The following is a 25,362-nucleotide window of genomic DNA, read 5'->3' as shown; positions in this document are numbered from 1 at the left end:
CGAAAAATTCAACTCAATACGCGTTCTCGTTCTTGGTCAGCAGCGAGACCGGCGTCTTCAGGAGAATGACGAGGTCGAACAGCACCGACCAGTTCTCGATGTAATAGAGGTCGAACTCGACGCGCTTCTGGATCTTTTCCTGGTTGTCGATCTCGCCGCGCCAGCCGTTGATCTGGGCCCAGCCGGTGATGCCGGGCTTGACGCGGTGGCGGGCGAAATAGCCGTCAACGGCCTCGTCGAACAGGCGGCTCTGGAGCTTGCCCTGCACCGCATGCGGGCGCGGACCGACCAGGGAGAGATTGCCCGAAAACACCACGTTGAAGAGCTGCGGAAGCTCGTCGAGGCTGGTCTTGCGGATGAAGCGGCCGACGCGGGTGACGCGCGGATCGTTCTTGGTCACGACCTTCGAGGCGGTCGGATCGGCCTGATGGTGATACATCGAACGGAATTTGTAGACGTCGATGCGCTCGTTGTTGAAGCCGAAGCGCTTCTGGCGGAACAGCACCGGGCCGGGGCTGTCGAGCTTGATGGCGAGCGCGACCAGCCCCATCACCGGCAGGGCTGCGAGCAGCGCGAGGCCGCCGACGATACGGTCGAACAGCCATTTCATCACGAGGTCCCAGTCGGTGATCGGCGCCTCGAACACGTCGAGCGTCGGCACCTCGCCGAGATAGGAATAGGAGCGGGGGCGGAAGCGCAGCTTGTTGGTATGCGCGGAGAGGCGGATGTCGACCGGCAGCACCCAGAGCTTCTTCAGCATCTCCAGGATGCGCGTCTCCGCCGAGATCGGCAGCGCGAACAGCACGAGATCGACGCGGGTGCGGCGGGCGAACTCGACGATGTCGTCGACCTTGCCAAGCTTGCGCGCGCCGGCGCAGGTGTCGAGCGCGCGGCTGTCGTTGCGGTCGTCGAACACGCCGAGCACGTGGATGTCGGAATCCTCCTGCGCCTTCAGCGCCTCGACCAGCTGCTCGCCGTTGCTGTCGGAGCCGACGATGATGGTGCGGCGATCGAGCCGACCCTCGCGCGCCCAGCTCCGCACCAGCGAGCGCAGCACCAGCCGCTCGGCGATGAGCGCGGCGAGCCCCAGGAAGTAGAAGGCGGCAAGCCACAGCCGCGACATCTCGCTGCCGAACTTGGCGAAGAAGGAAATGCCGATGAACAGCAGGAAGACGAACGACCAGGACGAGATCATTCGCGTCATCTGCCGGAGCTGACCGCGGAACAATTGCACCTGATAGATGTCGGCGGCCTGGAAGCAGACGACGGCGGCGACCGCGACGGCGACGATCTCCGCGGGGTACACCCAGCTGAAGCCGGAGAGCGGCATGACATAGCCGACATAGACCGCGATACCGACGAGGCTCAGCAGCGCGAAATCGGCCGCGCGCACGAAGCCGGTGATGACGACGGGCGAATAGGCGCGGGCGACCTTCTGGTTGACGACTTCGAGCGCGGCGGGCGTGAGCCGGCGACGGCGTTCGACGAAGGGCTGGTCAGCAGGCTTGGCCGCGGCGGTCGCCGCGGCATCGAGCATCGAGCGTGCGTTGAGCGGTTCCACGGGCGTCCACGTCCATTCCAAAAACCCGTGGGCCGCGACTTCGCGCCCCGGGTCAGCATCCCCTGGCCCCTCGATTATCGGATAAATCGGAAGATTCTCTAAAGCGGGCCTTAAGGATGGTTAGTGATTGGTAAATGCGTCGCGGTAGCCCGCGAGCACGCCGTCCACCATCGCAGCTTGCGAGAAATGCGCGGAGATGCGCTCGCGCAGTGACGACGCCCGCTGCGCGGTGCCCTGGGGATCGTCGAGCGCGGCGGCAATCGCCTCCGCCATGGCCTCGGCGTTGCTCGCGGCGAACAACGCCGGGCTCTCAGGCCCGAAGATCTCGGGGATGCCGCCGACACGGGCACCGATCATGGGAATGCCGGCCGCGCCCGCCTCGATCACCACATAGGGCATGGAATCGCCGCGGGAGGGCACGACCAGCAGCCGTCCCTTGGAGAAGCCGTAGCGGGCCTTGACGTGGCCGATGAAGCGGACCGCGCCGGTCAAGCCGAGCTTTCCGACCTGCGCCTTCAGCGCCGCCGTCTCCTCGCCGTCGCCGCCGAGCGTCAGCGTGACCTTCCTGCCGCGCTCATGCAGGCGCGCGACCGCATCGACCAGCAGATCGGCGCCCTTGATGTGCCTGAACTCGCCGACATAGCAGAGGTCGGTGGCATCATCGGCGATGGTGACAGGCTCGAATTCCTCCGGCGTCACGCCGTTGAAGACGCAATGCACCACGCCCTTGGGCGTGCCGACGATGCGCTGATAGGTGTCCCGGGCAAAGGCGCTCTCGAACAGGAACAGGTCCGTCGCGTCCATCAGCGTGCGCTCGAGCCGTGCGTAGAACTCGCCCTTCAACGTGTTGAGGGGATAATGCAGCGAGCCGCCATGCGGGGTGTAGATGCGGATGGTGTCGTCCGAGCGGCGCCGCATCCGGACGAAGGCGCCGGCCTTGGCACCGTGGCCGTGCATGACATCGGGCTTGAGCGTTGCGATCAGGCGCCGCATCCGCCACCAGACCAGGACATCGTCGGGCGACGGCTCGCGGCGGATCGCGAGGCGGTGCACGCCGAGTTTCAACCGCGGCGCGATCTCGGCGAGCGCCTTGTCCGCGCGCTCGCCGCCGGTGAGGCTGTCGGCGAGAATGCCGACGTGATGGCCGCGATCGACCTGGCCGTTGGCGAGGTCGAGGATGTGGCGGATGATGCCGCCGACGGGCGCGCGCACGGCATGCAGGATGCGAAGCGGCTGGTCGAGAGAGGGGGGCATGTTCAAAACCAGCGCGGCGTGCGGCGAATGCCGGACAAATCTCGAAATATCGAGATGGATTAAGAGGCCTCGTGGTTAACAAACGGTGACGAGTGCGCGAGCGCAGATCTCGCGACATCGCAATTAACCCAGCGGCAACCTTAATGGAGTGTAATCGCTCCGGTTGAGGTAGAGTCGCAGCATTGCCCTGCGGGAGTGTTCGATGCGTTTAGCGTTCTGGCGTGCCGGCAAGGACAAGGCTGTGATCGAGCGGGCTGTTGCAAAGCCCAAGTCAGAAGCCAAGTTGGCCGAAGCAGCCCCCAAGGTTGAGATGCGGCCTGCGCCCGTTGCGGCGAAGCAGGCATCCGCCGAATCCGGTGACATCGATCTGCACGCGTTGGGCAGCGCGCTGGCGCGCAAGCGCGGCTGGATCATCGTGCCGACGGTGCTCGCGCTGGTCGCCTCCCTCGCGATCGTCAACCTGATCACACCGCGCTACAAGTCGGAATCGCGCATCCTGATCGACGGCCGCGAGAACGTGTTCCTGCGTCCGAGCAGCGACCGCAGCACGGAAGAGCGGCAGGCGCTCGACGCCGAGGCCGTCACCAGCCAGGTGCAGCTCGTGCTGTCGCGCGATCTCGCGCGCGAGATCATCAAGAAGAACAAGCTCGCCGAACGCCCGGAATTCGATCCGGTGCTGCAAGGCATTTCGCCGCTGAAATCGCTGGCCGCGCTGGTCGGCATCGGCCGCGACCCGTTCTCGATGACGCCGGAAGAGCGCGTGCTCGATGCCTATTACGAGCGGCTTCAGGCCTACGCCGTCGACAAGTCGCGGGTGATCGTGGTCGAATTCCAGTCCGCCGATCCCGATCTTGCCGCGCGCGTCGCCAATTCGATCGCCGATGGGTATCTCGTGCTGCAGCAGAATGCCCGCCAGGACCAGGCGCGCAATGCCAGCCAGTGGCTCTCGGGCGAGATCGAGAACCTGCGCAAGAAGGTCTCCGAGGCCGAAGCCAAGGTCGAGGATTTCCGTTCCAAATCCTCGCTCTTCGTCGGCACCAACAACACGACGCTGTCGAACCAGCAGATGGGCGAGGTCAACACCCAGCTCAACAATGCGCGCGCGCTGAAGGCGGATGCGGAATCGAAGGCGCGGCTGATCAAGGACATGCTCCAGAGCGGCAAGCCGATCGAGGCCTCCGACGTGGTGAACTCCGAGCTGATGCGGCGGCTGTCCGAGCAGCGGGTGACGCTGCGTGCGCAGCTCGCCGAACAGTCGTCCACGCTGCTCGGCAACCATCCGCGGATCAAGGAATTGAAGGCGCAGCTCGGCGACCTCGACGGTCAGATCCGCGACGAGGCGGCCAAGATCTCGCGCTCGCTCGAAAACGATGCGCGCATCGCCAGCGGCCGGGTCGACGGCCTGACCGCGAGCCTCGAGCAGCTCAAGAAGCAGGCGACATCGACCAACGGCCAGGACGTCCAGCTCCGCGCGCTCGAGCGCGAGGCCAAGGCGCAGCGCGACCTGCTGGAGACGTATCTTGGAAAATACCGCGAGGCCAGCACCCGCGAGACCATCGACACCGCGCCGGCGGAAGGCCGCATCATCTCGCGGGCCATCGTCTCGAACATGCCGGCCTATCCGAAGAAGCTGCCGATCGTGCTGATCGCGGCGATCGCGACGCTGCTGCTCTCGTCCGGCGTCGTCGTCACCGGCGAGCTGCTGCGCCAGACCGCGCCGCGCGCGGTGGCTGCCGTCACGCCGGCGCCGGCGCCGGCACAAGCGCAGGCCGCGGTCAGGCCTGAGCCGGTGGTCGAGCCGTTCGCCGAACCGGTCGTGGACGAGCCCGCACCGCTCCAGCCGGAGATGACGACGGATGCCGATGTCACCGAATTTACCGAGATCGGGCAGCTGGCCGACAGCTTGCGCGCCGCGGGCGCCGCGGCGAAGAAGGTCACCGTGCTCGGCACCGCCTCGGGCGAGGCCATCACGTTGTCGACGCTGACGCTGGCCCGGCACCTGGCGCGCGATGCGCGGGTCGTCGTGGTCGATCTCGCCGCGTCCTCGCCGACCATTGCCGCCGTGTCCGTCGATCCCTCCGCGCCCGGCCTTGCCGAGCTGATGCAGGGGGAAGCCTCGTTCGCGCAGGTGATCACAAGGGACAAGCTGTCGCGGCTGCATCTGGTGATGGCCGGCCGTCCCGGCTTCGACCGCAGCCTCCTCCAGTCGCCGCGCGTGACGCTCGCGATTGACGCGCTGCTGCGCGCCTACGACCACGTGCTGGTCGACGCCGGCAGCGCCTCGGACCTTCCGGCCGAACTGCTGACGGCGCATGCCCGCGCCGTCGTGGTGCCGGATGCATCGATGGCTTCCGATGCGCGTGCGCTGATGTGCGAGCAGCTCCGGGCCGTCGGCTTCAGCGAGGTGACCATGCTGAGCAAGCCGGTGCAGCCGTCGAATGCGGCAGAGAACTTGCGCGTAGTGGCGGCGTAGTTCTTACTCTCTCCGCGAACTCGGTCTCGTAGGGTGGGCAAAGGCGCACTTGCGCCGTGCCCACGACCTTTCAACGATTGCGACAGGTGGTGGGCACGCTGCGCTTTGCCCACCCTACGATATTGGAAGTTGTGAGCTACCCGAACGCCTGCCGCAGCCGCCGGGCCAGCTCGAACAGCATCTGGTTCTGCTTCACCAGGCGCTTGCCGTGGCTCAGCGAGGACATCGCCATCGCCGCGAGCTTGCCGCGCGAGGTCAGCGGCACGAAGCTGTCGAAGATCTCTTCGTCGTCCTTGCAGAACATCCGCTTGTACTCGTCCGAGCCGATGCCGAGGTCGAGCGAGCGGTAGCCGCGCTCGGCGTAGCGATCGATGATGTAGCGCATCAGGATCAGCCCGGGGCTGTAGCGGGCGTGCTCCGACATCGTGTAGGTGTTGAACATCATCGAGAAGCGCTGGCCGTCGGCGACGCCGGCGAAAATCGCGATCACTTCCTCGTCGCATTCGAGCGCGTGGATGTCGATGACGCGGCCTTCGCCGCGCGGCGACAGGCAGGCGCTGCGGATGAACTGCTCGACGCCGGGGTCGGCGAAGACGTTGGGCAGTTTCTGTTCGGCCATCCGCACCGGCTTGACCCGGAAGAACCAGTCGAGCAGGCGGGTGACCTCGGCATCGGTGGTCGCGAGGTGGTAGCGATAGCCGGCCAGCGCCTGGAGCTTCTTTTCCTTGCTCTTGAGGCGGCGGCGCAACGAGTTGCTGATCCGCGATGCGGGCGGACCGCCGGGCTCCATCGTGAGGAGCGGGCAGCCGTTGACCGCGCTCTGGCGCGGCAGGAGCGCAAACGGGTTCTGCTGACCGTGCCAGCGCAGCGGCTGCTGCGTCAGCGCGAGCACGTCGACATGTTCACGCAGCGCGGCAATGAGCGCGTCGAGATCGGCGGCGCCGGTTTGGGCCGCGAACGCGGCATCCCACAGGCCCATGTTGAAGGTCGTGTGCTTGCCGCCCATGAAGCAGGCCGTACGGACCCCGTGGCTTTGGCGCAGCGAGAGCGGCAGCAGCAGGAGCGGCCGGCGTTCGGCGTCGCGCGCAATGACGATGAAGGGGCGCGAGCCTTCGCAGCCGCCGACCAGCCGTTGCCAGGGGCTCAGCAGGTCGAAGCGCTGGTAAGGGGTAAAGAGATGGCCGCTTTCCTCGAATGTGCGCCAGACCCCCTCGGCCTCGTTGGGGTCCCGGGCGATATCGACATGCGCGATACGGCTTGCTTTCGACCGCGCTGGCGATTCTGCCGTCCGGCTTTGCATCGCCGCAGCCATGGTCATTCGCGAAACCTGTCGAGAAAACGAAAAATACGTATTTCGGCCCGTGGCCGACCTTTGCAAAGAAACGTCAACAAAGGGTAATGAGGATGGGTAAGGGAAGGAACCGCCGGGCGCACGCGAAGGTGGGACATTGGCATCCGACGACAGATGGCTGGAACGGCTGCGCCTTGAGCTGACCTGGTTCACCGGCCAGGCCGCGCTGCGCAGCCGCGGGGCCGGCGCCATCCTGCGCTTCGCCCATGTGCGGCCGCGCCGGCGCGGCACGTTTCAGCCGCTGCGCGAGCACGAGATCACTCCGCAATTTCTCGACCGAACCATTCGCGCGCTGAAGCGCTGGAAGTACGACATCGTCGGCATGGACGAGGTCTGCCGTCGCGCGGTGACGCTGCCCGAGAGGCGGCGCTTCGCTGCGCTCACCTTCGATGGCGCGCACAAGGATCTCATCACCTTCGCTTATCCGGTGCTGGCCCGCCACGGCGTGGCCTTCACGATCTATGTGCCGACCGCGTTTCCCGACGGCGTGGGCGAAGCCTGGTGGCTCGGGCTCGAGCGGGTGATCGCGCGCGAGAGCCGCATCAGCCTGATGATGGGCGAGAAGGAGCAGCGCTTCGTCGTCACGGACCAGGCCGAGAAGCAGGCGCTGTTCTCGCATCTCGAAGGCTGGCTGCTTTCGCTGCCGCCGGCGGATCTGTCGGCGGCGATCACCGATCTCTGCACGCGCTACCGCATCGAGCTGGCCGCGCTCTCGCGCGAGGCGTCGATGAATTGGGAAGATCTGGCGAAGCTTGCGGCCGATCCGCTCGTCACGATCGGCAGCGCGACCGTCAACTACCCGGTTCTCGCCAACATGAAGGACGCAGCTGCGCTGCGCGAGATCACGATGGGCAAGGCGGTCGCGGAATCCGCTTTCCACCGCGAGATCCGTCATCTGGCCTTTCCGTTCGGCGATCGTGCCTCGTTCCGGCGCAGCCACGTCGTGATGGCGGAGGAGGCCGGCTTTGCCAGCGCGGTGTCGACGATATCAGGCATCGTCGAGGCGGAAGGGCGCACCAATCTGCGCGCACTGCCGCGGATTTCTTGGGACGGGCGCGTGCGCTCGCTGCGCATATTGCGTGTGCTGGTGGCGGGTACGACCTTCGCTCCGGTGAAACCGACGGGCAGCGCTACGAGCCGGACTTGACCCGGTCGGGCCGTTGCATCCAGCTCACGATCGGCATCGCCGGCAGCACCCAGCCCATCCCGACCACCACGTAATAGATCGCCTGCCGCCAGCCCGATTCGGCGATCCATGGCATCTGCGCGGCCGCCATGCCGAGCAGGGCCCAGACCGTGCACAGCACCAGGAGCAGGATGGCGCCGAGGAACTTGCGGGTGCGGATCGTCATGGCGGGGCTTTAAGGCTTTCGCGTAACTTGCGCTGCGGAAGCGGGGGACTATAAGGGGCACGCAGTCCGGTTCAAGCCTTCAAGTTCTGGTTTTGCCCCTGAAATGACGACGATTTCCGCCCCAATCAACCCGCATCGCGCCGTGCGCTGGTGGCTGATCTCCGTGGCCGCTTTGATCGCGCTGATGGTGCTGGTCGGCGGCGCGACCCGACTGACGGAATCCGGCCTCTCCATCGTCGAATGGAAACCGGTCACGGGCAGTGTTCCCCCGCTCTCGGATGCGGCGTGGACCGAGGCCTTCGAGGCCTACAAGAAGATCCCGCAATATCGCGAGCTCAACGCGGGCATGAGCCTGTCCGAGTTCAAGCAGATCTTCTGGTGGGAATGGAGCCACCGGCTGCTCGGCCGCTTCATTGGCGTCGCCTATCTGCTGCCGTTCCTGTTCTTCCTGTGGCGCGGCGGCCTGTCGGGTGAGCTGAAGCGGCGGCTCTGGCTGCTGTTCGCGCTCGGTGGTCTCCAGGGCGCGGTCGGCTGGTGGATGGTGGCCTCGGGCCTCAGCGAACGTGTCGAGGTCTCGCAATACCGGCTGGCGACGCATCTGGTGCTGGCGCTGCTGATCTTCGCTGGCATCGTCTGGACGGTGCGGCGGTTCAAGGAGCGGCCGCAGATCGCGGCTCCCGTGCGGCTGCGCTTCACCAGCGCGCTGCTGCTGGCCGTGACCTTCGTGCAGATCTACTTTGGTGCGCTGGTCGCGGGCCTGCGCGCCGGGCGCGCCTACAACACTTGGCCGCAGATTGACGGCGCGTTCGTTCCCTCGTGGGAGCGGCTGTGGTTCGAGACGCCGTGGTGGCGCAACATGTTCGACAATGTGCTGACGGTGCAGTTCGAGCACCGCATGACCGCCTATGCGCTGTTCGTGCTGGCGGCGCTGCACGCGATCGACGCCGTGCGCTCGCGCGCGGGTGCGGCGGCAAGCGGTGCGCTCTGGCTGTTTGCGGCGGTGAGCGTGCAAGCGGTGCTCGGCGTCCTCACGCTGCTCAACCAGGTGCCGATCGACCTTGCGCTGTCGCATCAAGCGGTTGCGATCGTGGTGCTGACGCTTGCGGTGATGCAGGTCGAGCGGCTTGCGTCACGACAATCCGCCGATGTGCAGCCGCATGCGGTTCCTGTCGGTCAGCCCGGCTGATCACCATCAGCCCGGCTGATCAGCAATAGCCGTAGATGCCGCACGAATAAGGCAGGCGCCAAAAATAGTCGACCTGCTTGCCGCCGTAATACGAGCCCTGATAGTCGTAGTCCCAGGGACGGCCGTAATAGCCCGGCAGGGTGTGCGAGCCAGGCAGCAGCGGCGTACCCGGCAGATTGCTGATGTAGCTGCCGATGCCATAGGCCGGCGAGATCAGCGCGTCCGGATCGGTCTCGACATAAACCTTGGGCGGGTCCTGCGCCGGCGCAACAGCTCGCCGCTTCGGCGTCGCCGGCAGATCGGCGGCAAATGCAGCCGAGACCGTCAGCAGGGCCGCAAGGGCAGGTAGCATCCAGCGCAGCATCGTCGGCTCCGAATCAAAACAGGGCGATCGAAGTACGATGTATGGGGCAGTTATGGTTAACGACTATTAACCGAGGGCATCGTTCCGGGGCGATTTTACGCACCGCCCCGGAATGACAACGGCTAAGCGCTGAGCGCCTGCTCGAGGTCGGCAATCAGATCTTCCTTATCCTCGATGCCGATCGAGAGGCGGACCACGTCGGGGCCGGCGCCTGATTTCACCTTGGCTGCGTCGTCGAGCTGGCTGTGGGTGGTCGAGGCCGGATGGATCACCAGCGAGCGGGTGTCGCCGACATTGGCGAGGTGCGAGAACAGCTGGAGTTTCGACACCAGATTGACGCCGGCGTCATAGCCGCCCTTCAGGCTGAAGGTGAACACGGCGCCCGCGCCCTTCGGCGCGTATTTGCGGGCGAGCTGGTTGTACTTGTCGCTCGCAAGGCCGGCATAACTGACCGAGGCCACCGCCGGATGGCCGGCGAGGAATTCGGCGACCGCCTTTGCATTGTCACAATGCTTCTGCATGCGCAGCGGCAGCGTCTCGATGCCGGTGAGGATCATGAAGGCGTTGAAGGGCGACAGGGCAGGGCCAAGGTCGCGCAAGCCGAGCACGCGGCAGGCGATCGCAAAGGCGAAATTGCCGAACGTCTCCTGGAGACGAATGCCGTGATATTCGGGCCGCGGCTCCGACAGCATCGGGTACTTGCCGCCCGTGGACCAGTCAAAGGTGCCGGCATCGACGATGATGCCGCCGAGCGAGTTGCCGTGGCCGCCGAGGAACTTCGTCAGCGAGTGCACGACGATGTCGGCGCCATGGTCGATCGGGCGGATCAGATAGGGCGAGGCCAGCGTGTTGTCGACGATCAGCGGCACGCCTGCCTTGCGCGCCACCGTCGAGATCGCCTCGATGTCGGTGATGCTGCCGGCTGGGTTGGCGATGGACTCGATGAAGATTGCCTTGGTGCGCGGCGTCACCGCGCGCTCGAAGCTGGCGATGTCATCGGGATCGGCCCACACCACGTTCCAGCCGAAGCTCTTGAACGCATGCGTGAACTGGTTGATCGAGCCGCCATAGAGCTTTCGCGCGGCGATGAACTCGTCGCCCGGCTGCAGCAATTGCTGCAGGACCACGACCTGCGCGGCATGGCCCGAGGCGACGGCAAGCGCAGCGGTGCCGCCTTCAAGCGCGGCGACGCGCTCTTCCAGCACCGCGTTGGTCGGGTTGCCGATGCGGGTATAGATGTTGCCGAAGGCCTGCAGACCGAACAGCGAGGCCGCGTGGTCGGCGTCGTTGAAGACGAATGACGTGGTTTGATAAATCGGCGTTGCGCGCGCACCGGTGGTGGGATCGGGCTGTGCACCGGCATGCACGGCGAGGGTCGAAAATCCCGGAAGGCGATCGCTCATTGGGGGCGTCCTATTTCTTGTGGTCTGAAATCGCGCGGCATGCTGATCGGCGCGGCGGCTGGCGTCAAGCCGCTGCTTCACAACACCGCGCTACGATTGTCACGTTCTTGCAACGGAAATTTGTTGCGTCAGCTCTGCTCGGCCTTGTTTTTTGCGGCGCGATCAGAGGCCGCCGTGTCGCCGCCGCCGACACTCATCCGATTGAGGGATAGCCGCATACCTTGCGTCGGCGCCGGCGCACGCTTGGAACTGAGCGTGCGCGAGTTCACGCCCATCCAGGAGATCTCCGAAGACAAACGGCCATATTCGATCTTGGGGCAGCGGTTCATCACGACCTTGATGCCGACCGATTCCGCTTTCATCGCCGCCGCGTCGTCACGCGCACCGAGCTGCATCCAGATCACCTTCGGCAGCGGATCGAGCGTCAGGGCTTCCTCGACCACGGGCATGATGTGGCTGGAGTTGCGGAAGATGTCGATCATGTCGATAGGACGACCGATGTCGGACAGCGATGCGACGAAGGGCTTTCCGAGCAGGTCCTTGCCGACATGGCCGGGATTGACCGGGATCATGTCGTAGCCGCGCTGCGCCAGATATTTGAACGCAAAGTAGCTCGGCCGTACATTCTGCGGCGAGGCGCCGACCATCGCGATCGACTTCACGCTGTTGAGGATGCCGCGGATGTAGTTGTCGGGATAGGCGTCGTGGTTCATCTTGTTCTTTCTCAGGTCCTCATGGTGAGGAGTGCGGAACGCGCGTCTCGAACCATGAAGCCACGGTCGGGCCTCTATCCTTCGAGACGCCGCGCTCCGCGGCTCCTCAGGATGAGGAGTTGATTATTCATCCCGCCATGTCGGCTCGCGCTTCTCGATGAAGGCCTTGATGCCTTCTTCGGCGTCGCGCGCCATCATGTTCTCGGTCATCACCTCTGCCGCATAGCGGTAGGCATCGGCAAGGCTCATCTCGGCCTGACGATAGAAGGCCTCCTTGCCGAGCTTGACGGTGTAGGCGGATTTCGACGCGACCTGTTGCGCGAGCGCGATTGCTGCGTCGCGCTCGGTGCCGGCGGGCACCACGCGGTTGACGAGCCCGATCTCGCGGGCGCGGTCGGCCGTGACAGGCTCGCCCGTCAGCAGCATCTCCATCGCCTGCTTGCGCGGCACGTTGCGCGACAGCGCCACCATCGGTGTCGAGCAGAACAGGCCGATGTCGACGCCGGGCGTTGCGAACTTCGCGGCCTCCGATGCGATCGCCAGATCGCAGCTGGCGACGAGCTGGCAGCCGGCGGCGGTCGCGATGCCCTGGACCGCAGCCACCACGGGCTTCGGCAGATGCACGATCGCCTGCATCATCGCGCTGCAGGCATTCATCATCTCGGCGAAGAAGGCGCGGCCGCGATCCGGGTCGGTGCGGTGTGCGGTCAGCTCCTTCATGTCGTGGCCGGCAGAGAAGGCGGGACCATTGGCCGCGATCACCAAGCCGCGGACGGACTTGTCGTCACGGATCTCATTCAGCTCGGCATGCAGGGTGGCGATCATCGCCGCCGACAGGCTGTTGCGCGCGGCCGGGCGGTTCAGCGTCAGGACCGCGATGGGGCCGGCCATTTCGCGCAGCAGAATTGGCGGTTGCGGGGAGGGGGCGCGGGCGGCCTGGGCGGACATTGACGCGACTTCCGTTGGATGATTGCAATGAGATGACGCCGATAACTTAATGTAACAGGGCAAGTGAAGCGAGGACGGGAACAGCATGGCATTAGCGAAAATGAGCGTGGCGGAGGTCGAACAGTTTCTCCGTGACGAGTTTCCCCAGGCCTTCAGCGGCGACGACATCACGATCGAGAGCGCGGACGGCCAGACCTGCCTTTTGCGCCAGCGCTTCAGCGAGAAGATGCTGCGGCCGGGCGGAACCGTATCTGGCCCGACGCTGATGGCGCTGGCCGATTTCGCGATGTATGTCGTGCTGTTGTCCGCGATCGGCCCGGTCGGACTGGCGGTCACCACCAATCTCAACATCAACTTCCTGCGCAAGGGCCAGCCCGGGCAGGACGTGCTGGCGGAGGCCCGGCTGCTCAAGCTCGGCAAGCGTCTGGCGGTCGGGGAGGTGAAGCTGCTGTCGGGGACCTCGCCCGACCCGATCGCCCATGTCACATCCACCTATTCCATTCCAAACGTTTGAGCTTTTTGCAGGTATTATCACACCATATTTTTAAGATATTGATATTGCAGATATAAATTGCGTCATTTGGCATTGACCGTTACGCGTCTTGTCTCTAGAAACCCGCGCAGTCCGGTGCGGTGTTCGCGCCGATATCTCCCGTCCACGGAAACTCCGATATGAAAACCTTTTCGGCAAAGCCGGCTGAGGTGACGAAGAAGTGGGTGCTGATCGACGCCAAGGGTCTGGTCGTCGGCCGTCTCGCCACCATCGTTGCCATGCGCCTGCGCGGCAAGCACCTCCCGACCTACACCCCGCACGTCGATTGCGGCGACAACGTCATCATCATCAACGCGCAGCATGCGGTCCTCACCGGTCGCAAGCGCGAGCAGAAGACCTATTACAAGCACACCGGCTATGTCGGTCACGTCAAGGAGCGCACCGCGCGCCAGATCCTCGAGGGCAAGCATCCCGAGCGCGTGCTCGAGAAGGCCGTCGAGCGCATGATCCCGCGTGGTCCGCTCGGTCGCGTCCAGATGGGCAACCTCCGTGTTTACGGCGGCGCCGATCATCCGCATGAGGCCCAGACGCCCGAGAAGATCGACATCGCCAAGTTGAACCGCAAGAACACGAGGGCCGCATAATCATGGCCGAATCCATTCAGTCGCTCGATCAGCTCTCGCAGCTCAAGACCACTGCTGCGCCCGACGCGCCCAAGCACGAGAAGAAGGTCGACAAGTTCAACCGCGCCTATGCCACGGGCAAGCGCAAGGACGCGGTCGCCCGCGTCTGGATCAAGCCGGGCGCCGGCAAGGTCACCGTCAACTCGCGCGAGGTCGAGGTCTATTTCGCCCGTCCCGTGCTGCGGATGATGATCGAGCAGCCGTTCTCGGTGGCCGCACGTTCGGGCCAGTATGACGTGGTCTGCACCGTCGCCGGCGGCGGTCTGTCCGGCCAGGCCGGCGCAGTGCGTCACGGCATCTCCAAGGCGCTCACCTATTTCGAGCCCGAGCTGCGCAGCGTCCTCAAGAAGGGCGGCTTCCTCACCCGCGACTCGCGCGTGGTCGAGCGCAAGAAGTACGGCAAGGCCAAGGCCCGCCGGTCCTTCCAGTTCTCGAAGCGTTAATCGCTTCGGTCGCATTCGCCGCGAAAGCGGCTTCAATGAGATGCAAAAAGGCGCTGATTTCAGCGCCTTTTTTGTTGTTCGTTTGTACGCAAATTGAGCGCGTGTTTCCCGAAAGTTTGCGCTTGCGCGAAAACCTGAATGGAACTCGGCGGACATAGCGTCGCCTTCGGAAGGGCGCGCAAATCGGATGTACCGATCGCGTAACTGCTATGTCTAAGAGGGGGCCGACATGATGTCGCTCGATAGCATCACGCTCTATTTGGTTGCCACCATGGTTGCCGCACTGCTCGGCGCCATGATGGTGTTCTTCGGCAGGCAGGAGAACAGTCCTGCGCTGAAATGGTGGGGCACCGCGTATCTGCTTGGTGCCGCCTCCGTCGCGCTGTGGACTGCGGCCGGCGACAAGCTCGGCCCGCATCTTTATCTCGCGTTGAACGCGGTCGGCTTCGTGGCCTGCGGCATGGTGTGGAATGCGGCGCGCGTCTTCCACGGCCGCAAGCCGAACTGGCCGGGCCTGCTCGTCGGTGCGCTCGCCTGGGCCGCAGCCGCCACGCTGCTCGATCCCACCGCATCCATGCTGCGCATGATCGTCGGCGCCGGCATCGTCTCGGTCTATGCGGCGCTGACCGCGAGCGAGCTCTGGGTCGAACGGCGCAAGAGCCTGCAACGGCGCTGGCCGGCCTTCGTCGTGCCGGTCATGCATGGTTGCGTGTTGATGCTGCCGATCCTGCTTGGCAGCTTCCTGCGCCCGCACGATGCCGGTTTCGCCACGAGCATCTGGGTCACGGTGTTCGCGGTCGAGCTCATCCTCTATGCCGTCGGCACCGTGTTCGTGATCTTCATGCTGGTGTCCGAGCGCACGGTGACGGCGCATCGCACCGCCGCCTCGACCGATCCGCTGACCGGCATGCTCAACCGCCGCGGCTTCTCGGAAGCCTGCGGCCGGGTGATCGAACGCGAGGCCAAGGCCGGGCGTCCCGTGACCGTGATGATTTTCGACATCGACCATTTCAAGTCGATCAACGACCGCTTCGGTCATCCCGCGGGCGACGAGATGCTGAAACTGTTCTCGACCGTCGTCGTCAGCAACTTGCGCATCTCCGACCTCTCAGGCCGCATCGGCGGCGAGGAGTTCGCCGCGCTGTTGCCGTGCTCACTTGAGGAAGGTGTGCTGGTCGCCGAGCGCGTCCGCGAAGCCTTCGAGACCTCCGGCGTCGTGGTCGACGAAGGTCCGGTCGATACCACCGTCAGCATCGGCGTTGCCGGCGGTCCTGCCGGCACCGAGCTCGAAGTGCTGCTGGCCTCGGCCGACACCGCGCTCTACCAAGCCAAGCGCGGCGGCCGTAACCGCGTCGAGGCCGCTGAAGAGCTGCCGCTGTCGCTGGAGAACTGGCGGCGGCAGAGCGCCGCACGGGCCGGTGCGCCGCAGGCGCGTCCGGCGACCGCTTGAGATGAAGGGCGGCCTCGCGGTAATGCCCTGTTTACCATTCGGTTCCTACCATTGCGGTCATGGAATCGATCCGTCGACAGAATCCGCAGGCTGCCCTGATGTTGCTCGAAGCTCACGCAGCTTCGGCGCGCAGCGGCTTCGCCTGCCTGTTCTCGACCGCGGACGAGTATGAGACGGCGCTCATCGCCGAGCGCCGCGCCCAGGGACGCTACACGCAGAGCCGCAGCTATTGGCCGATCGCGCTGTTCGCCGGCTGTGCGCTTGTCGTGGCGGGCACGGTGCTGCTGTTGGCCTGAGCGACCTGCATTTTTGGAGCAGGCAGGGCGCCGTTTCGGCGCCTTTTTCTTTGCCCGTGACTGCGGTAGACACGTCCACCGAACACAAAAGGGTGGAAACTGATGGTCACCGAGATCGCGCAAATCGACGTCAAGCCGGGCAGCGAGAAGGATTTTGAAGCCGCCGTCGCCAAGGCCAAGGCCGCCTTCGGCCGCTCCAAGGGCTTTCACGGTTTCGAGCTGCACAAATCGATCGAGAAGCCGCAGCGTTACCGGCTGATGGTGAAGTGGGCGACGCTGGAGAACCACACCGTCGATTTCCGCGGCTCCGAGAACTTTACGGAATGGCGCGGCCTGGTCGGCCAGTATTTTGCCGCGCCGCCCGAGGTCGAGCACACCGAGACCGTGCTGACGACCTAGGCTGGGTCAGGCCACTTCCGCCAGAGGTGGCGCCTCATACGTCTTGAAATGGTCGATCACGACCTTGGCGATGGCGACGAGGGGCAGCGCCAGCGCGAGGCCCCAGATGCCGAAGACGACGCCGAGCAGGATCTGGAACGCGAACAGCGTCGCCGGCGGAATATCGAGTGCTTGCCGCTGCAGCAGCGGCGTCAGCACATAGCTCTCCATGGCGTGCACGCCCATGAAGAGGATGAAGGCCGACAGCGCTGGGATCCAGCCCGAGGCAAGACTCGCCAGCACCACGACGACGCCGGCGATGATGGCGCCGACGGTCGGGATGAAGGCCAGCAGGCCTGCCTGAATCCCCAGGATGAACGAGCCGGGAATGCCGATGATGGCAAGCCCGATCCAGGTCACCGCGCCGACCGCGAGCATCACGACGATCTGCGCGATCAGCCAGCGCTCCAGCGTCTCGCCGATGCGGTCGACGACGAGCGCGATGCGGGCACGATGCTTTGCCGGTGCGAGGAACAGCAGGCCGTCGTGTAGACGCTCGGCTGCGCTGCAAAGGCGAGCCCCAAAAAGAACACGATGAAGATATTGCCGACGCCGTGGATGGTGCCGAGAAGCAGCTTGAAAGTCTGGCTGACGATGGCTCCACCGCTGGAGGCCAGGGCGTCAGCACCGGGCAGGGGACCACGCTGCGTCGCAGCTGGCGGAGACGTCGAGTCCGACGGGGGCGTGGCCGAGGAGTCGGATGCCGCATTGCCGAAGTCGAAGAAGCTCGTGTCGATGCCATGATGATCCAGATAGGATTTCACCGTGCCGATTTGCGATTTGATGGTCTTGCTCAGCGCCGAGGCCTGATCGGCAATGGTAGCGCCGCCGAGATAGGCGACGCCCGCGAGCAGCACCGCGAGCACGGCACAGACGATCACGAGCCGCGCCGTATGGGGAAGGTGCACCCGGCGGCCGAGCGCATTCGTCAGCGCGTTGAGCCCGACGCCGAGCAGCATGCCGGTGAAGATCAGCAGCAGGGTGGCGGCAAAATACCAGGTGAAGGCGAGCAGCGCCGTGAACAGCACGACGCCGATGCCGCCGACCGAGATCGCCCAGGCGAGGTCGCTGCGGCTGCGTTCATCTCTGGAGATGGTCACGTCGGATCCTTTCGAGGCGGCGGGCGGGGCAGTCTTTCGCGAAATTTTAGCGGCGATCAAGCCGGCCGGGTTGCCGATCTGCTGCGGCTTGGCCGTAAGAGCCAACGCGACCGGGTCAAAAGGGTGCCTTTGGGGATGCGTCGGTGCCCCTCGACCCGGGATTTGCGCGAAAATAGCATTGCCGTCCCGCGATCCCTTCTGTTGAATTTGTTCCATCCCGGGGGCATCTTTGGAGAATCTTTTTCGGCGGGAGGTCGGAACGGAAGATGAGAAAGCCGGTCGTCGGTGTGATCGGGAATGCCCATCGCGTCGAAAATCGATTTCAGGTGCAGATGGTCGGCGAGCGAAACTTGCGCGCCGTGGCCGAGGTCTCCGGCGGCTTGCCGGTGATGTTTGCGGGCTCGCCTGACATCACCGATATCGCGGCGCTGCTCGATACCGTCGACGGCATCGTCCTCACGGGGGCCCGCGCCAATGTCCATCCGACCCGCTTCAACGTCGACCCTTGCGAGAAGCACGAGCCCTACGACATCCATCGCGACGAGGTGGCGCTTGCGCTGTCGGTGGCCTGCGTCGCCCGCGGCATTCCGCTGTTCGGCATCTGCCGCGGCCTGCAGGAGATGAACGTCGCCTTCGGCGGCTCACTGCACCCTGAAATCCGCGAGATCCCGGGCCGCATGAACCACCGCATGCCCCGGCTCGAGAATGGCGAGATCCATCCCGATCCGACCGTCGTGTTCGCCGACCGTCACGACGTCGACCTCACGCCCGGCGGCGCGTTCGCGAAGCTGCTGGGCTGCGAGAAGATCAGGGTGAATTCGCTGCACGGCCAGGGCATTCTCGATCCCGGCAAGCGCGTGCTGATCGAAGGCGTCGCCGAAGACGGTACCATCGAGGCCATCCGCATCGCCGAAGCCCCGACGTTTGCGCTCGGCGTGCAATGGCACGCCGAATACGACCCGCAGCGCAATCCGATCAACCGCAAGCTGTTCGAGGCCTTTGGCGAAGCCATGGTGGCGAAGCAGCGCGCGGCGGCGTAGCTGCGGGTGACGCCGGACGCTTTAGGCAAGCTCCCTCCACTCGCAATCAGGGCAGTTGTGCCGAGTTGATCTTGCGCGCTACTTTCCAAGTCCTTTTCGAAATTGGACTTGCAGCCCGATGATACGCAACCTTGCTGCCGCCGCTCTCGTCCTGCTCGCATCTCCCGCATTCGCCCAATCCGCTCCGCCGCAGGACGGCCCGATCACCTGCGCTTCGCCGGTCGCGCCAGATGACACGGAGCGGAGCCTGAAGCAGCGCTATGGCAAAGAGGCCGTGATGCAGAACCTGCCGGGCGCCGAGGGTGAGACGTACAAGGGCCTCGTGCTGTTTCCCAAGGCGGCGGACCGGCGCCTCGAGATCGCCTTCACCGATGACAAGGCCAGGCGCGCCTCCGGCTTGACCCTGCGCGACACCGCTAGGACCAGCCGCTGGAGCGTTGCCGGCATCACGATCGGATCGAGCCTTGCCGAGGTGCAGAAGGCCAATGGCAAGCCGTTCCTGGTCAACGGTTTCGAATGGGACTATGGCGGTTACGTCACCAACTGGAAGGGCGGCGCGCTCAGCCGACCGCTGCAGGGCGGCTGCACGATCACGGTGCGTTTCGACAAGAAAGCCGCCGCGCCGAAATCGCTGCTGGGCGACGGCGTGAAGGCGGCTTCCGACAATGCGGCGCTGGTGAAGTTCGCGCCTGTCGTGACGGAGATCGGGGTGAATTTTCCGGACAAGTGAGTTCGGTCGCCGCATTGAGCTCGCGTAACTTGGCTCAGTAAACCAATCAGCAAGAATTGGCGTGCGCCGATTTTCGTGACTCCGATTCGTTCTTTGAGAACGAAGTGGAGTCAGATGCAGAACAAAAACTCCGTCCCACGAAGCAAACTAAAAAGGCGCCCCGCGAAGGGCGCCTTTTGCTTGCCGCAAACTATTTCGGCCGCTTAGCCCGAATAATACATCTCGAACTCGACCGGGTGCGGGGTCATCTCGAAGCGGGCGACTTCGGTCATCTTCAGCTCGATGTAGGCGTCGATGAAGTCGTCGTCGAACACGCCGCCGGCCTTGAGGAAGCCGCGGTCCTTGTCGAGGTTTTCCAGCGCCTCGCGCAAGCTGCCGCAGACGGTCGGGATCTGCTTCAGCTCTTCCTTCGGCAGATCGTAGAGATCCTTGTCCATCGCCGGACCCGGATCGATCTTGTTCTTGATGCCGTCCAGACCGGCCATCAGCATCGCGGCGAAGCCGAGATAGGGGTTGGCCATCGGATCGGGGAAGCGCACCTCGACGCGCTTGGCCTTCGGCGAAGCGGTGTAGGGGATGCGGCAGGACGCCGAACGGTTGCGCGCGGAATAGGCGAGCAGCACCGGGGCCTCATAGCCCGGGACCAGACGCTTGTAGGAGTTGGTCGAGGGGTTGGTGAAGGCGTTGATCGCCTTGGCGTGCTTGATGATGCCGCCGATGTAATGGAGGCAGGTCTCCGACAGGTCGGCATATTTGTTGCCGGCGAACACCGGCTTGCCGTCCTTCCAGATCGACTGGTGCACATGCATGCCCGAGCCGTTGTCGCCGTAGACCGGCTTCGGCATGAAGGTGGCGGTCTTGCCGTAGATGTGCGCGACCTGGTGGATGCAGTATTTGTAGATCTGCATGTGGTCGGCCATCAGCGTCAGCGTGTCGAACTTCATCCCGAGTTCGTGCTGGGCGGACGCGACCTCGTGATGATGTTTCTCGACCTTGACGCCCATCTTGGCCATGGCGCCAAGCATCTCGGAGCGCATGTCCTGCACGGAGTCCTGCGGCGGAACCGGGAAGTAGCCGCCCTTGGTGCGGACGCGGTGGCCGAGATTGCCGCCTTCATATTCGGTGTCGGAGTTGATCGGCAGTTCCGAGGAGTCGAGCCGGAAACCGGTCTTGTAGGGGTCGGTCGAATAGCGCACGTCGTCGAACACGAAGAACTCGGCTTCGGGGCCGACGAACACGCTGTCGCCCACGCCCATCGACTTCACCATGGCTTCCGCCTTCTTGGCGATGCCGCGGGGGTCGCGGTTGTAGGGCTCGCCGGTGGTCGGCTCCAGCACGTCGCAGGTGATGACCATGGTGGTCTCGGCGAAGAACGGATCGATCGTCGCAGTCACCGGATCCGGCATCAGGCACATGTCGGACTCGTTGATCGCCTTCCAGCCGGCGATCGAGGAACCGTCGAACATCGTCCCTTCGGCGAAAATGTCCTCATCGATCATGCTGACGTCGAACGTCACATGCTGCCACTTGCCGCGTGGATCGGTGAAGCGCAGGTCGACGTATTTGACGTCGTTGTCCTTGATCGATTTCAGGACGTCTTTGGCGGTCTTCATGCATACCCCTTTTGGCTCTGCGGGTCGGTTTCCAGGTGAGCAAAATTATTCTCGCTTTGGGCGAGTTTTGCGCGACCGCACAAACGAAATCAGGCCGCCGAAGCAGCCTTATTTCTTGTCAGAGTGTCGCAAAATGCGGGATAGCACCCGGCTCAGATAGCGTCCAGCCCGGATTCACCGGTTCGGATGCGGATCGCCTCTTCGATGTTGGACACGAAGATTTTTCCGTCGCCGATGCGCCCGGTTTGCGCAGCGCGGCGGATCGCGTCGATGGCGCGCTCGACCAGGTCGTCGCCGATCACGATCTCGATCTTCACCTTGGGCAGGAAGTCGACGATGTATTCTGCGCCGCGGTAGAGCTCGGCGTGACCCTTCTGCCGGCCGAAGCCCTTGGCTTCGGTCACGGTGATACCTTGAAGGCCGACTTCCTGAAGCGCTTCCTTCACCTCGTCGAGCTTGAATGGCTTGATGATGGCTTCGATTTTCTTCACTGCGCGCCTCCCGGCCTTTCGATCAAATAGCAACGTCTTCGTCAGGATGCGCTTTTCTCAACGCACGATCTTGTCTTCGCTTTGCCGGGATGCCTGACCAGCCCAGCGGCGGCCGGTCACACCCTGATGTAAGCCAGTGAGCACGACGAACCGAAGCGGCTTCCTCGAAAGCAGGGTCTATGCCAAGTTGCAAATGCCCTGATTATTGGAGCGTTATCAGCCTTTTAACGAGCATCTCTGATAGGTGGAGCCGACCGGTCCAAAATACCGCAGACTGCGAAATAGGCAAACAGTTCAATCGCTGTGCAGATCGAGGTTTCATGTTCAGGAACGGCACAGAAAATGCCTGTTGAAGAGGCGTTTGTACCAGGGAAGTGGCATGGAAGTTCTGACAACCGCCGAAATGCAGCGTGCCGACCAGCTCGCGATCGCGGCCGGCACGCCCGGCTTCAAGCTGATGCTGAGCGCGGGCCAGGCGGTCGCTGAGGCCGCCAGCGCGCTCGTCGAGGAGGGGCCGATCCTGATCGTGGCCGGTCCCGGCAACAATGGCGGCGATGGTTTCGTCGCAGCCGCCGAGCTCGCCGCCCAGGGGCGCGAGGTCTCGGTCATCCTAATGTGCGAGCGCGACCAGCTCCAGGGCGATGCGGCTTCCGCCGCGCGCGGCTGGAAGCAGCCGGTGCTGCCGTTCAATCCGCAGGCGATCGGAAAGCCGGCGCTGATCATCGATGCGCTGTTCGGCGCGGGCCTCAGCCGTCCCGTCGAGGGCGAGGCGCGCGACATGATCGAGGCCATCAATGCCAACGGTGCGCCGGTGCTTGCCGTCGATCTGCCGAGCGGCATCAACGGCACCAGCGCCGCCATGATGGGCGTCGCGATCAACGCCACCGAGACCGTCACCTTCTTCCGCAAGAAGCCCGCGCATTTGCTGCTTCCGGGGCGAATGCATTGCGGCCGCGTGCGGGTCGCCGACATCGGCATCGACGCGCAAGTGCTGGACGAGATCGCACCGCAGACCTTCGAGAACGATCCGGATTTCTGGGGCGCCGCTTTCCCGGTGCCGCGTATCGACGGCCACAAATATGCGCGCGGCCATGTGCTGGCGGTGTCGGGTGATGCGGCCGCGACGGGGGCGGCGCGGCTCGCTGCGCGGGGCGCTTTGCGCGCGGGTGCGGGCCTCGTGACGCTGGCGACCCCGCGCGATGCGCTTGCGATCAACGCGAGCGCGCTGACCGCTGTCATGGTGCGTCCTGTCGACACCGCGGTGGAGTTCGGCGAGCTGCTTGGCGACAGGCGCTACAGCACCTGCATGATCGGTCCGGGCGCCGGCATCGGTGAGCGCACCTGCGACATGGTCCACACCGCGCTGACCGCGCAGCGGCATCTGGTGCTCGATGCCGACGCGCTGACGAGTTTTGCCGCCAAGCCGGAGCGGCTGTTTGAATCGATCAAGTCGTCGCATGACACCGCCGTGGTGCTGACGCCGCATGAGGGCGAGTTTCCACGGCTGTTTTCCGACCTCAGCAACAAGACTCCAGGCCGATCCAAGCTCGAGCGCGTGCGCGCCGCCGCCGAACGCTCCGGCGCCGTGGTGCTGCTCAAGGGCCCGGATACCACTATCGCGGCCCCCGACGGTCGGGCCACCATTGCCGCTAACGCGCCGCCCTGGCTCGCAACCGCCGGCGCCGGCGACGTGCTCGCCGGCATCATCGCGGGGCTGTTGGCGCAAGGTGTCCCGGCGTTCGAAGCCGCCAGCATGGGCGTGTGGATGCACGGCGAGGCGGCCAGCGAGGCCGGGCCGGGACTGATCGCGGAGGATCTCACCGAGACGCTGCCGGCGGTGCATCGGCGGATCTATGGCGCGCTCGGGGTGGAGTACTAGCGCTGCGGCAGCTCGCGCTCGCCGATATGGACGCCGCTGCGCAGGTTCGTCGGACCGCGTTCGACCATGCGATGCCCTGGCTCGTCGGGCTGCACACGCCGGACGAGGACCGCTGGTTCTACCGCGAGCATGTCTTCAAGACCTGCCGCGTATGGGGCCATTTCGATGACGACGTGCTAAGCGGCATTATTGCCTTCCGCGACGGCTGGGTCGATCAGCTCTACGTGCTTCCGGCCGCGCGCGGCCGCGGCATCGGTACCGAACTCCTCGACCTCGCCAAGGACGCCTGCGATCGGCTGGAGATCTGGACCTTCCAGCGCAACGCGCCGGCGCGGCGTTTCTATGAAGCGCGCGGCTTCGTGCTGGTCGAGCAGACCGACGGAGCGCGGAACGAGGAGAAGGAGCCGGATGCTCGCTATCTCTGGACACGGTAGGCCTACGCGTCTTCACTCCACCGCATACCAGCGCACCAGTCGCGGCGCAGCCCAGTCGGTTACGACCGACTCAAGCAGCCATCGGCCGGGCGAGGTCGCCGCGAAAGCGATGCGCTGGGTCTGGCCGGGTTCGATCGCGAGCGTGTCGAGCCAGTAGGGCTTCCAGCCATCGTCGAGCTTGTCGAGCAGGCGGAAATGGTGGCCGTGCAGATGGAACACGGTGGCAATGGGGGCGGGGTTCTTGAGGGCCAGTACGACGGTCCGGGCGGTCCTGGCGCGGAAGGCGGGGGCAGAGTTGACGGAGAAGGTCGCAGGCCGGGCCCAGACAAGATCGGGCGCGCCGAGCGCGACATCGAACCGCAGGGCACCTTTCAGGTCGAGCTTCTCGGGCAAGTCGTTTGGCGGGAGCGGCTGCGGCGGCAACAGCGGCGGGCGTTCCAGCCTGCCTGAGATCGTCAGAGTTCCGACCTGTTGCGCCTGCTTGCCGTCATGCAGCAGGAAAGGGGCCGATGTGGCTGCATCCACAAAGGCATCGGCGCGCGCGCCGGGGGCCAGCACCAGCGCGCCGTTGCGGGCCGGGAACGGCTCGGCCGGCTGGCCGTCGAGGGCCACCACCTGGACCTCGTGATTCTCCAATTTGATCGCGAGAACAGAGCGTTGGGAGCCATTGATAAAGCGCAGCCGGAGGCGCTCGCCGGCCGAGGCTGAGAGTTCGAATGAAGTTTTGCCGTTGATCGTGTAGAGGACCGCCGTGTCCTTGGGATCGCGTCCGGCGGGAATAGCGGTGCCATCCGGCCGCAGGCGCCACTCCTCGATCAGCAGGATCACGTCGCGATCGACGGGGACCCGGCTGGATTCGGTGGCGATGATCGGGAGGGGGCGCGCGGGCTGCTTCAGGCCGTCCTCGAAGAGTCGGAAGTCGGCCAGCAGGGTTCCAGCGTTTGGTATTGAAACCATTGACGTTTCGGTCGCGTCCGGTGCCACCGGCGCGCGGCCCCGGAACTGATCGGTGACGGCCGGGGCACTCAGGCCGTACCAGACCGGCGCAAGCGGCACAGGCAGGTCGTTCCGGAACACCACCTGGCAGTTGTCGAAGCGCTTGAGACGGACGTCGCCGAGGTGACTTACGGCGGTCAGCTCCCAGATCGGTGTAGGTGGCTGACCCGGCCTGAGAGCCAGGGTTGCGGCCCTGGCCTGAAGCGCGAGCTGGGCGGTCACGAGCGGGCCTGCGCCTGCCGCCGCGAGCCCGGCTACCGTGGCGCCAAGAGAGGCTCCCAGGGAAGCTCCAAGCCCGGCCAGAACCTCACGCCGATTGGGGGCAGATATCCGCGTTCTCATGGCGCGATCCGGACCATGCCGCGCTGGATAAGTCCAGCCATCGTGCCTACTTGAAGCCTGCCGCCATCAGGCCATTTTTTTGCTGCGAACAGTCGGGCACATGCTATAAGCCCGGCCGCCCGCGGCATCGCGGCCGGTCTTGATGCAACTTCACGCGGGCGTGGCGGAACTGGTAGACGCGCTGGATTTAGGTTCCAGTGACGAAAGTTGTGGGGGTTCGAGTCCCTCCGCCCGCACCAAGCGCTCATCGCGTTTGCACGGATTACGCGACCTGCTTCCTGGCGGATGTTTTGTCCGTCTGGAGCCGGTCGATGAACCACCGGCGTCGA

24 protein-coding genes, 1 tRNA gene and 1 pseudogene are annotated in these 25,362 nt (G+C 64.9%); 14 read left to right on the top strand and 12 right to left on the bottom strand.

Annotated features, from left to right (window positions below; all coding sequences use genetic code 11):
* Positions 1-13: 13 nt before the first annotated feature.
* Positions 14-1,561 (bottom strand): undecaprenyl-phosphate glucose phosphotransferase, encoded by a 1,548-nt coding sequence (locus HYH08_RS05730; protein WP_220008762.1) that lies wholly within the window; start codon positions 1,559-1,561, stop codon positions 14-16.
* Between the two features lie 120 nt (positions 1,562-1,681).
* Entirely contained in the window at positions 1,682-2,815 is a 1,134-nt protein-coding gene (locus tag HYH08_RS05725; RefSeq protein WP_220008761.1) for a glycosyltransferase family 4 protein, read from the bottom strand.
* A 202-nt stretch (positions 2,816-3,017) separates the two neighbouring features.
* Here HYH08_RS05725 and HYH08_RS05720 point away from each other — a divergent pair, with 202 nt between their 5' ends.
* A complete protein-coding gene (locus HYH08_RS05720) occupies positions 3,018-5,288 on the top strand; it encodes a GumC family protein (protein ID WP_220008760.1) in 2,271 nt (756 codons plus the stop codon).
* Between the two features lie 136 nt (positions 5,289-5,424).
* On the opposite strand, the gene HYH08_RS05715 is transcribed toward HYH08_RS05720, so the two are convergent.
* Positions 5,425-6,606 (bottom strand): GNAT family N-acetyltransferase, encoded by a 1,182-nt coding sequence (locus HYH08_RS05715; protein WP_220008759.1) that lies wholly within the window; start codon positions 6,604-6,606, stop codon positions 5,425-5,427.
* 130 nt (positions 6,607-6,736) lie between these two features.
* On the opposite strand from HYH08_RS05715, the gene HYH08_RS05710 reads away from it, so the two are divergent.
* Positions 6,737-7,786, top strand: coding sequence for a polysaccharide deacetylase family protein (locus tag HYH08_RS05710; RefSeq protein ID WP_220008758.1), 1,050 nt, complete (start codon positions 6,737-6,739; stop codon positions 7,784-7,786).
* Here HYH08_RS05710 and HYH08_RS05705 read toward each other — a convergent pair.
* Positions 7,770-7,991 (bottom strand): DUF2842 domain-containing protein, encoded by a 222-nt coding sequence (locus HYH08_RS05705; protein ID WP_220008757.1) that lies wholly within the window; start codon positions 7,989-7,991, stop codon positions 7,770-7,772. The genes HYH08_RS05710 and HYH08_RS05705 overlap by 17 nt on opposite strands.
* A 103-nt stretch (positions 7,992-8,094) precedes the next feature.
* Here HYH08_RS05705 and HYH08_RS05700 point away from each other — a divergent pair, with 103 nt between their 5' ends.
* Positions 8,095-9,177 (top strand): COX15/CtaA family protein, encoded by a 1,083-nt coding sequence (locus tag HYH08_RS05700; protein WP_220008756.1) that lies wholly within the window; start codon positions 8,095-8,097, stop codon positions 9,175-9,177.
* Positions 9,178-9,196: 19 nt separating this feature from the next.
* Here the strand turns inward: HYH08_RS05700 and HYH08_RS05695 are convergent, their stop codons facing one another.
* From HYH08_RS05695 to HYH08_RS05680, 4 genes are all read right to left on the bottom strand, one after another.
* Entirely contained in the window at positions 9,197-9,541 is a 345-nt protein-coding gene (locus tag HYH08_RS05695) for a hypothetical protein (RefSeq protein ID WP_220008755.1), read from the bottom strand.
* A 122-nt stretch (positions 9,542-9,663) separates the two neighbouring features.
* Positions 9,664-10,944: an O-acetylhomoserine aminocarboxypropyltransferase gene (locus HYH08_RS05690; protein WP_220008754.1), complete on the bottom strand. Its 1,281-nt coding sequence runs from the start codon at positions 10,942-10,944 to the stop codon at positions 9,664-9,666.
* A gap of 128 nt (positions 10,945-11,072) precedes the next feature.
* Positions 11,073-11,657, bottom strand: a complete 585-nt coding sequence (locus HYH08_RS05685; protein ID WP_220008753.1) for a CoA-binding protein — start codon at positions 11,655-11,657, stop codon at positions 11,073-11,075.
* Positions 11,658-11,780: 123 nt separating this feature from the next.
* Positions 11,781-12,605, bottom strand: a complete 825-nt coding sequence (locus tag HYH08_RS05680) for an enoyl-CoA hydratase (protein WP_220008752.1) — start codon at positions 12,603-12,605, stop codon at positions 11,781-11,783.
* An 85-nt stretch (positions 12,606-12,690) separates the two neighbouring features.
* On the opposite strand from HYH08_RS05680, the gene HYH08_RS05675 reads away from it, so the two are divergent.
* The 6 genes from HYH08_RS05675 to HYH08_RS05650 all read left to right on the top strand — a co-directional run bounded on the left by HYH08_RS05675 (position 12,691) and on the right by HYH08_RS05650 (position 16,369).
* Positions 12,691-13,119, top strand: a complete 429-nt coding sequence (locus tag HYH08_RS05675; protein WP_220008751.1) for a PaaI family thioesterase — start codon at positions 12,691-12,693, stop codon at positions 13,117-13,119.
* A 158-nt stretch (positions 13,120-13,277) separates the two neighbouring features.
* Positions 13,278-13,742, top strand: coding sequence for a 50S ribosomal protein L13 (gene rplM / locus HYH08_RS05670; RefSeq protein WP_008137961.1), 465 nt, complete (start codon positions 13,278-13,280; stop codon positions 13,740-13,742).
* 2 nt (positions 13,743-13,744) lie between these two features.
* Complete coding sequence (rpsI, locus tag HYH08_RS05665; RefSeq protein ID WP_220008750.1) at positions 13,745-14,224, top strand: 30S ribosomal protein S9; 480 nt, start codon at positions 13,745-13,747, stop codon at positions 14,222-14,224.
* A 229-nt stretch (positions 14,225-14,453) separates the two neighbouring features.
* Positions 14,454-15,674, top strand: a complete 1,221-nt coding sequence (locus HYH08_RS05660) for a GGDEF domain-containing protein (RefSeq protein WP_220008749.1) — start codon at positions 14,454-14,456, stop codon at positions 15,672-15,674.
* 59 nt (positions 15,675-15,733) lie between these two features.
* Entirely contained in the window at positions 15,734-15,970 is a 237-nt protein-coding gene (locus HYH08_RS05655; RefSeq protein ID WP_220008748.1) for a hypothetical protein, read from the top strand.
* A gap of 102 nt (positions 15,971-16,072) precedes the next feature.
* A complete protein-coding gene (locus HYH08_RS05650; protein ID WP_063683124.1) occupies positions 16,073-16,369 on the top strand; it encodes an antibiotic biosynthesis monooxygenase family protein in 297 nt (98 codons plus the stop codon).
* 6 nt (positions 16,370-16,375) lie between these two features.
* Here the strand turns inward: HYH08_RS05650 and HYH08_RS05645 are convergent.
* Positions 16,376-17,508, bottom strand: a pseudogene (locus HYH08_RS05645) (AI-2E family transporter).
* Positions 17,509-17,774: 266 nt separating this feature from the next.
* On the opposite strand from HYH08_RS05645, the gene HYH08_RS05640 reads away from it, so the two are divergent.
* Positions 17,775-18,548 (top strand): gamma-glutamyl-gamma-aminobutyrate hydrolase family protein, encoded by a 774-nt coding sequence (locus HYH08_RS05640; RefSeq protein WP_220008747.1) that lies wholly within the window; start codon positions 17,775-17,777, stop codon positions 18,546-18,548.
* 118 nt (positions 18,549-18,666) lie between these two features.
* Positions 18,667-19,278: a hypothetical protein gene (locus tag HYH08_RS05635; protein WP_220008746.1), complete on the top strand. Its 612-nt coding sequence runs from the start codon at positions 18,667-18,669 to the stop codon at positions 19,276-19,278.
* A 203-nt stretch (positions 19,279-19,481) separates the two neighbouring features.
* On the opposite strand, the gene glnA is transcribed toward HYH08_RS05635, so the two are convergent.
* Together glnA and HYH08_RS05625 are read right to left on the bottom strand one after the other, a co-directional pair.
* Complete coding sequence (gene glnA / locus HYH08_RS05630) at positions 19,482-20,891, bottom strand: type I glutamate--ammonia ligase (protein ID WP_220008745.1); 1,410 nt, start codon at positions 20,889-20,891, stop codon at positions 19,482-19,484.
* A 152-nt stretch (positions 20,892-21,043) separates the two neighbouring features.
* On the bottom strand, positions 21,044-21,382 hold the full coding sequence (locus HYH08_RS05625) for a P-II family nitrogen regulator (protein ID WP_007603495.1): 339 nt from the start codon (positions 21,380-21,382) through the stop codon (positions 21,044-21,046).
* Positions 21,383-21,761: 379 nt separating this feature from the next.
* Here HYH08_RS05625 and HYH08_RS05620 point away from each other — a divergent pair, with 379 nt between their 5' ends.
* Both HYH08_RS05620 and HYH08_RS05615 read left to right on the top strand, forming a co-directional pair.
* Positions 21,762-23,261, top strand: a complete 1,500-nt coding sequence (locus HYH08_RS05620; RefSeq protein WP_220008744.1) for an NAD(P)H-hydrate dehydratase — start codon at positions 21,762-21,764, stop codon at positions 23,259-23,261.
* A gap of 26 nt (positions 23,262-23,287) precedes the next feature.
* Complete coding sequence (locus HYH08_RS05615) at positions 23,288-23,695, top strand: GNAT family N-acetyltransferase (protein WP_220008743.1); 408 nt, start codon at positions 23,288-23,290, stop codon at positions 23,693-23,695.
* 12 nt (positions 23,696-23,707) lie between these two features.
* Here the strand turns inward: HYH08_RS05615 and HYH08_RS05610 are convergent, their stop codons facing one another.
* Entirely contained in the window at positions 23,708-25,033 is a 1,326-nt protein-coding gene (locus HYH08_RS05610; RefSeq protein WP_220008742.1) for a multicopper oxidase domain-containing protein, read from the bottom strand.
* A 154-nt stretch (positions 25,034-25,187) separates the two neighbouring features.
* Between HYH08_RS05610 and HYH08_RS05605 the strand changes: the two genes are divergently transcribed.
* A tRNA-Leu gene (locus HYH08_RS05605) sits at positions 25,188-25,272 on the top strand.
* The last annotated feature ends 90 nt before the right edge of the window (positions 25,273-25,362 follow it).

The organism is Bradyrhizobium sp. BR 10289 (genome assembly GCF_019455385.1).
Lineage (GTDB): Bacteria > Pseudomonadota > Alphaproteobacteria > Rhizobiales > Xanthobacteraceae > Bradyrhizobium.
This window is presented reverse-complemented; position numbering and strand designations above follow the sequence as displayed.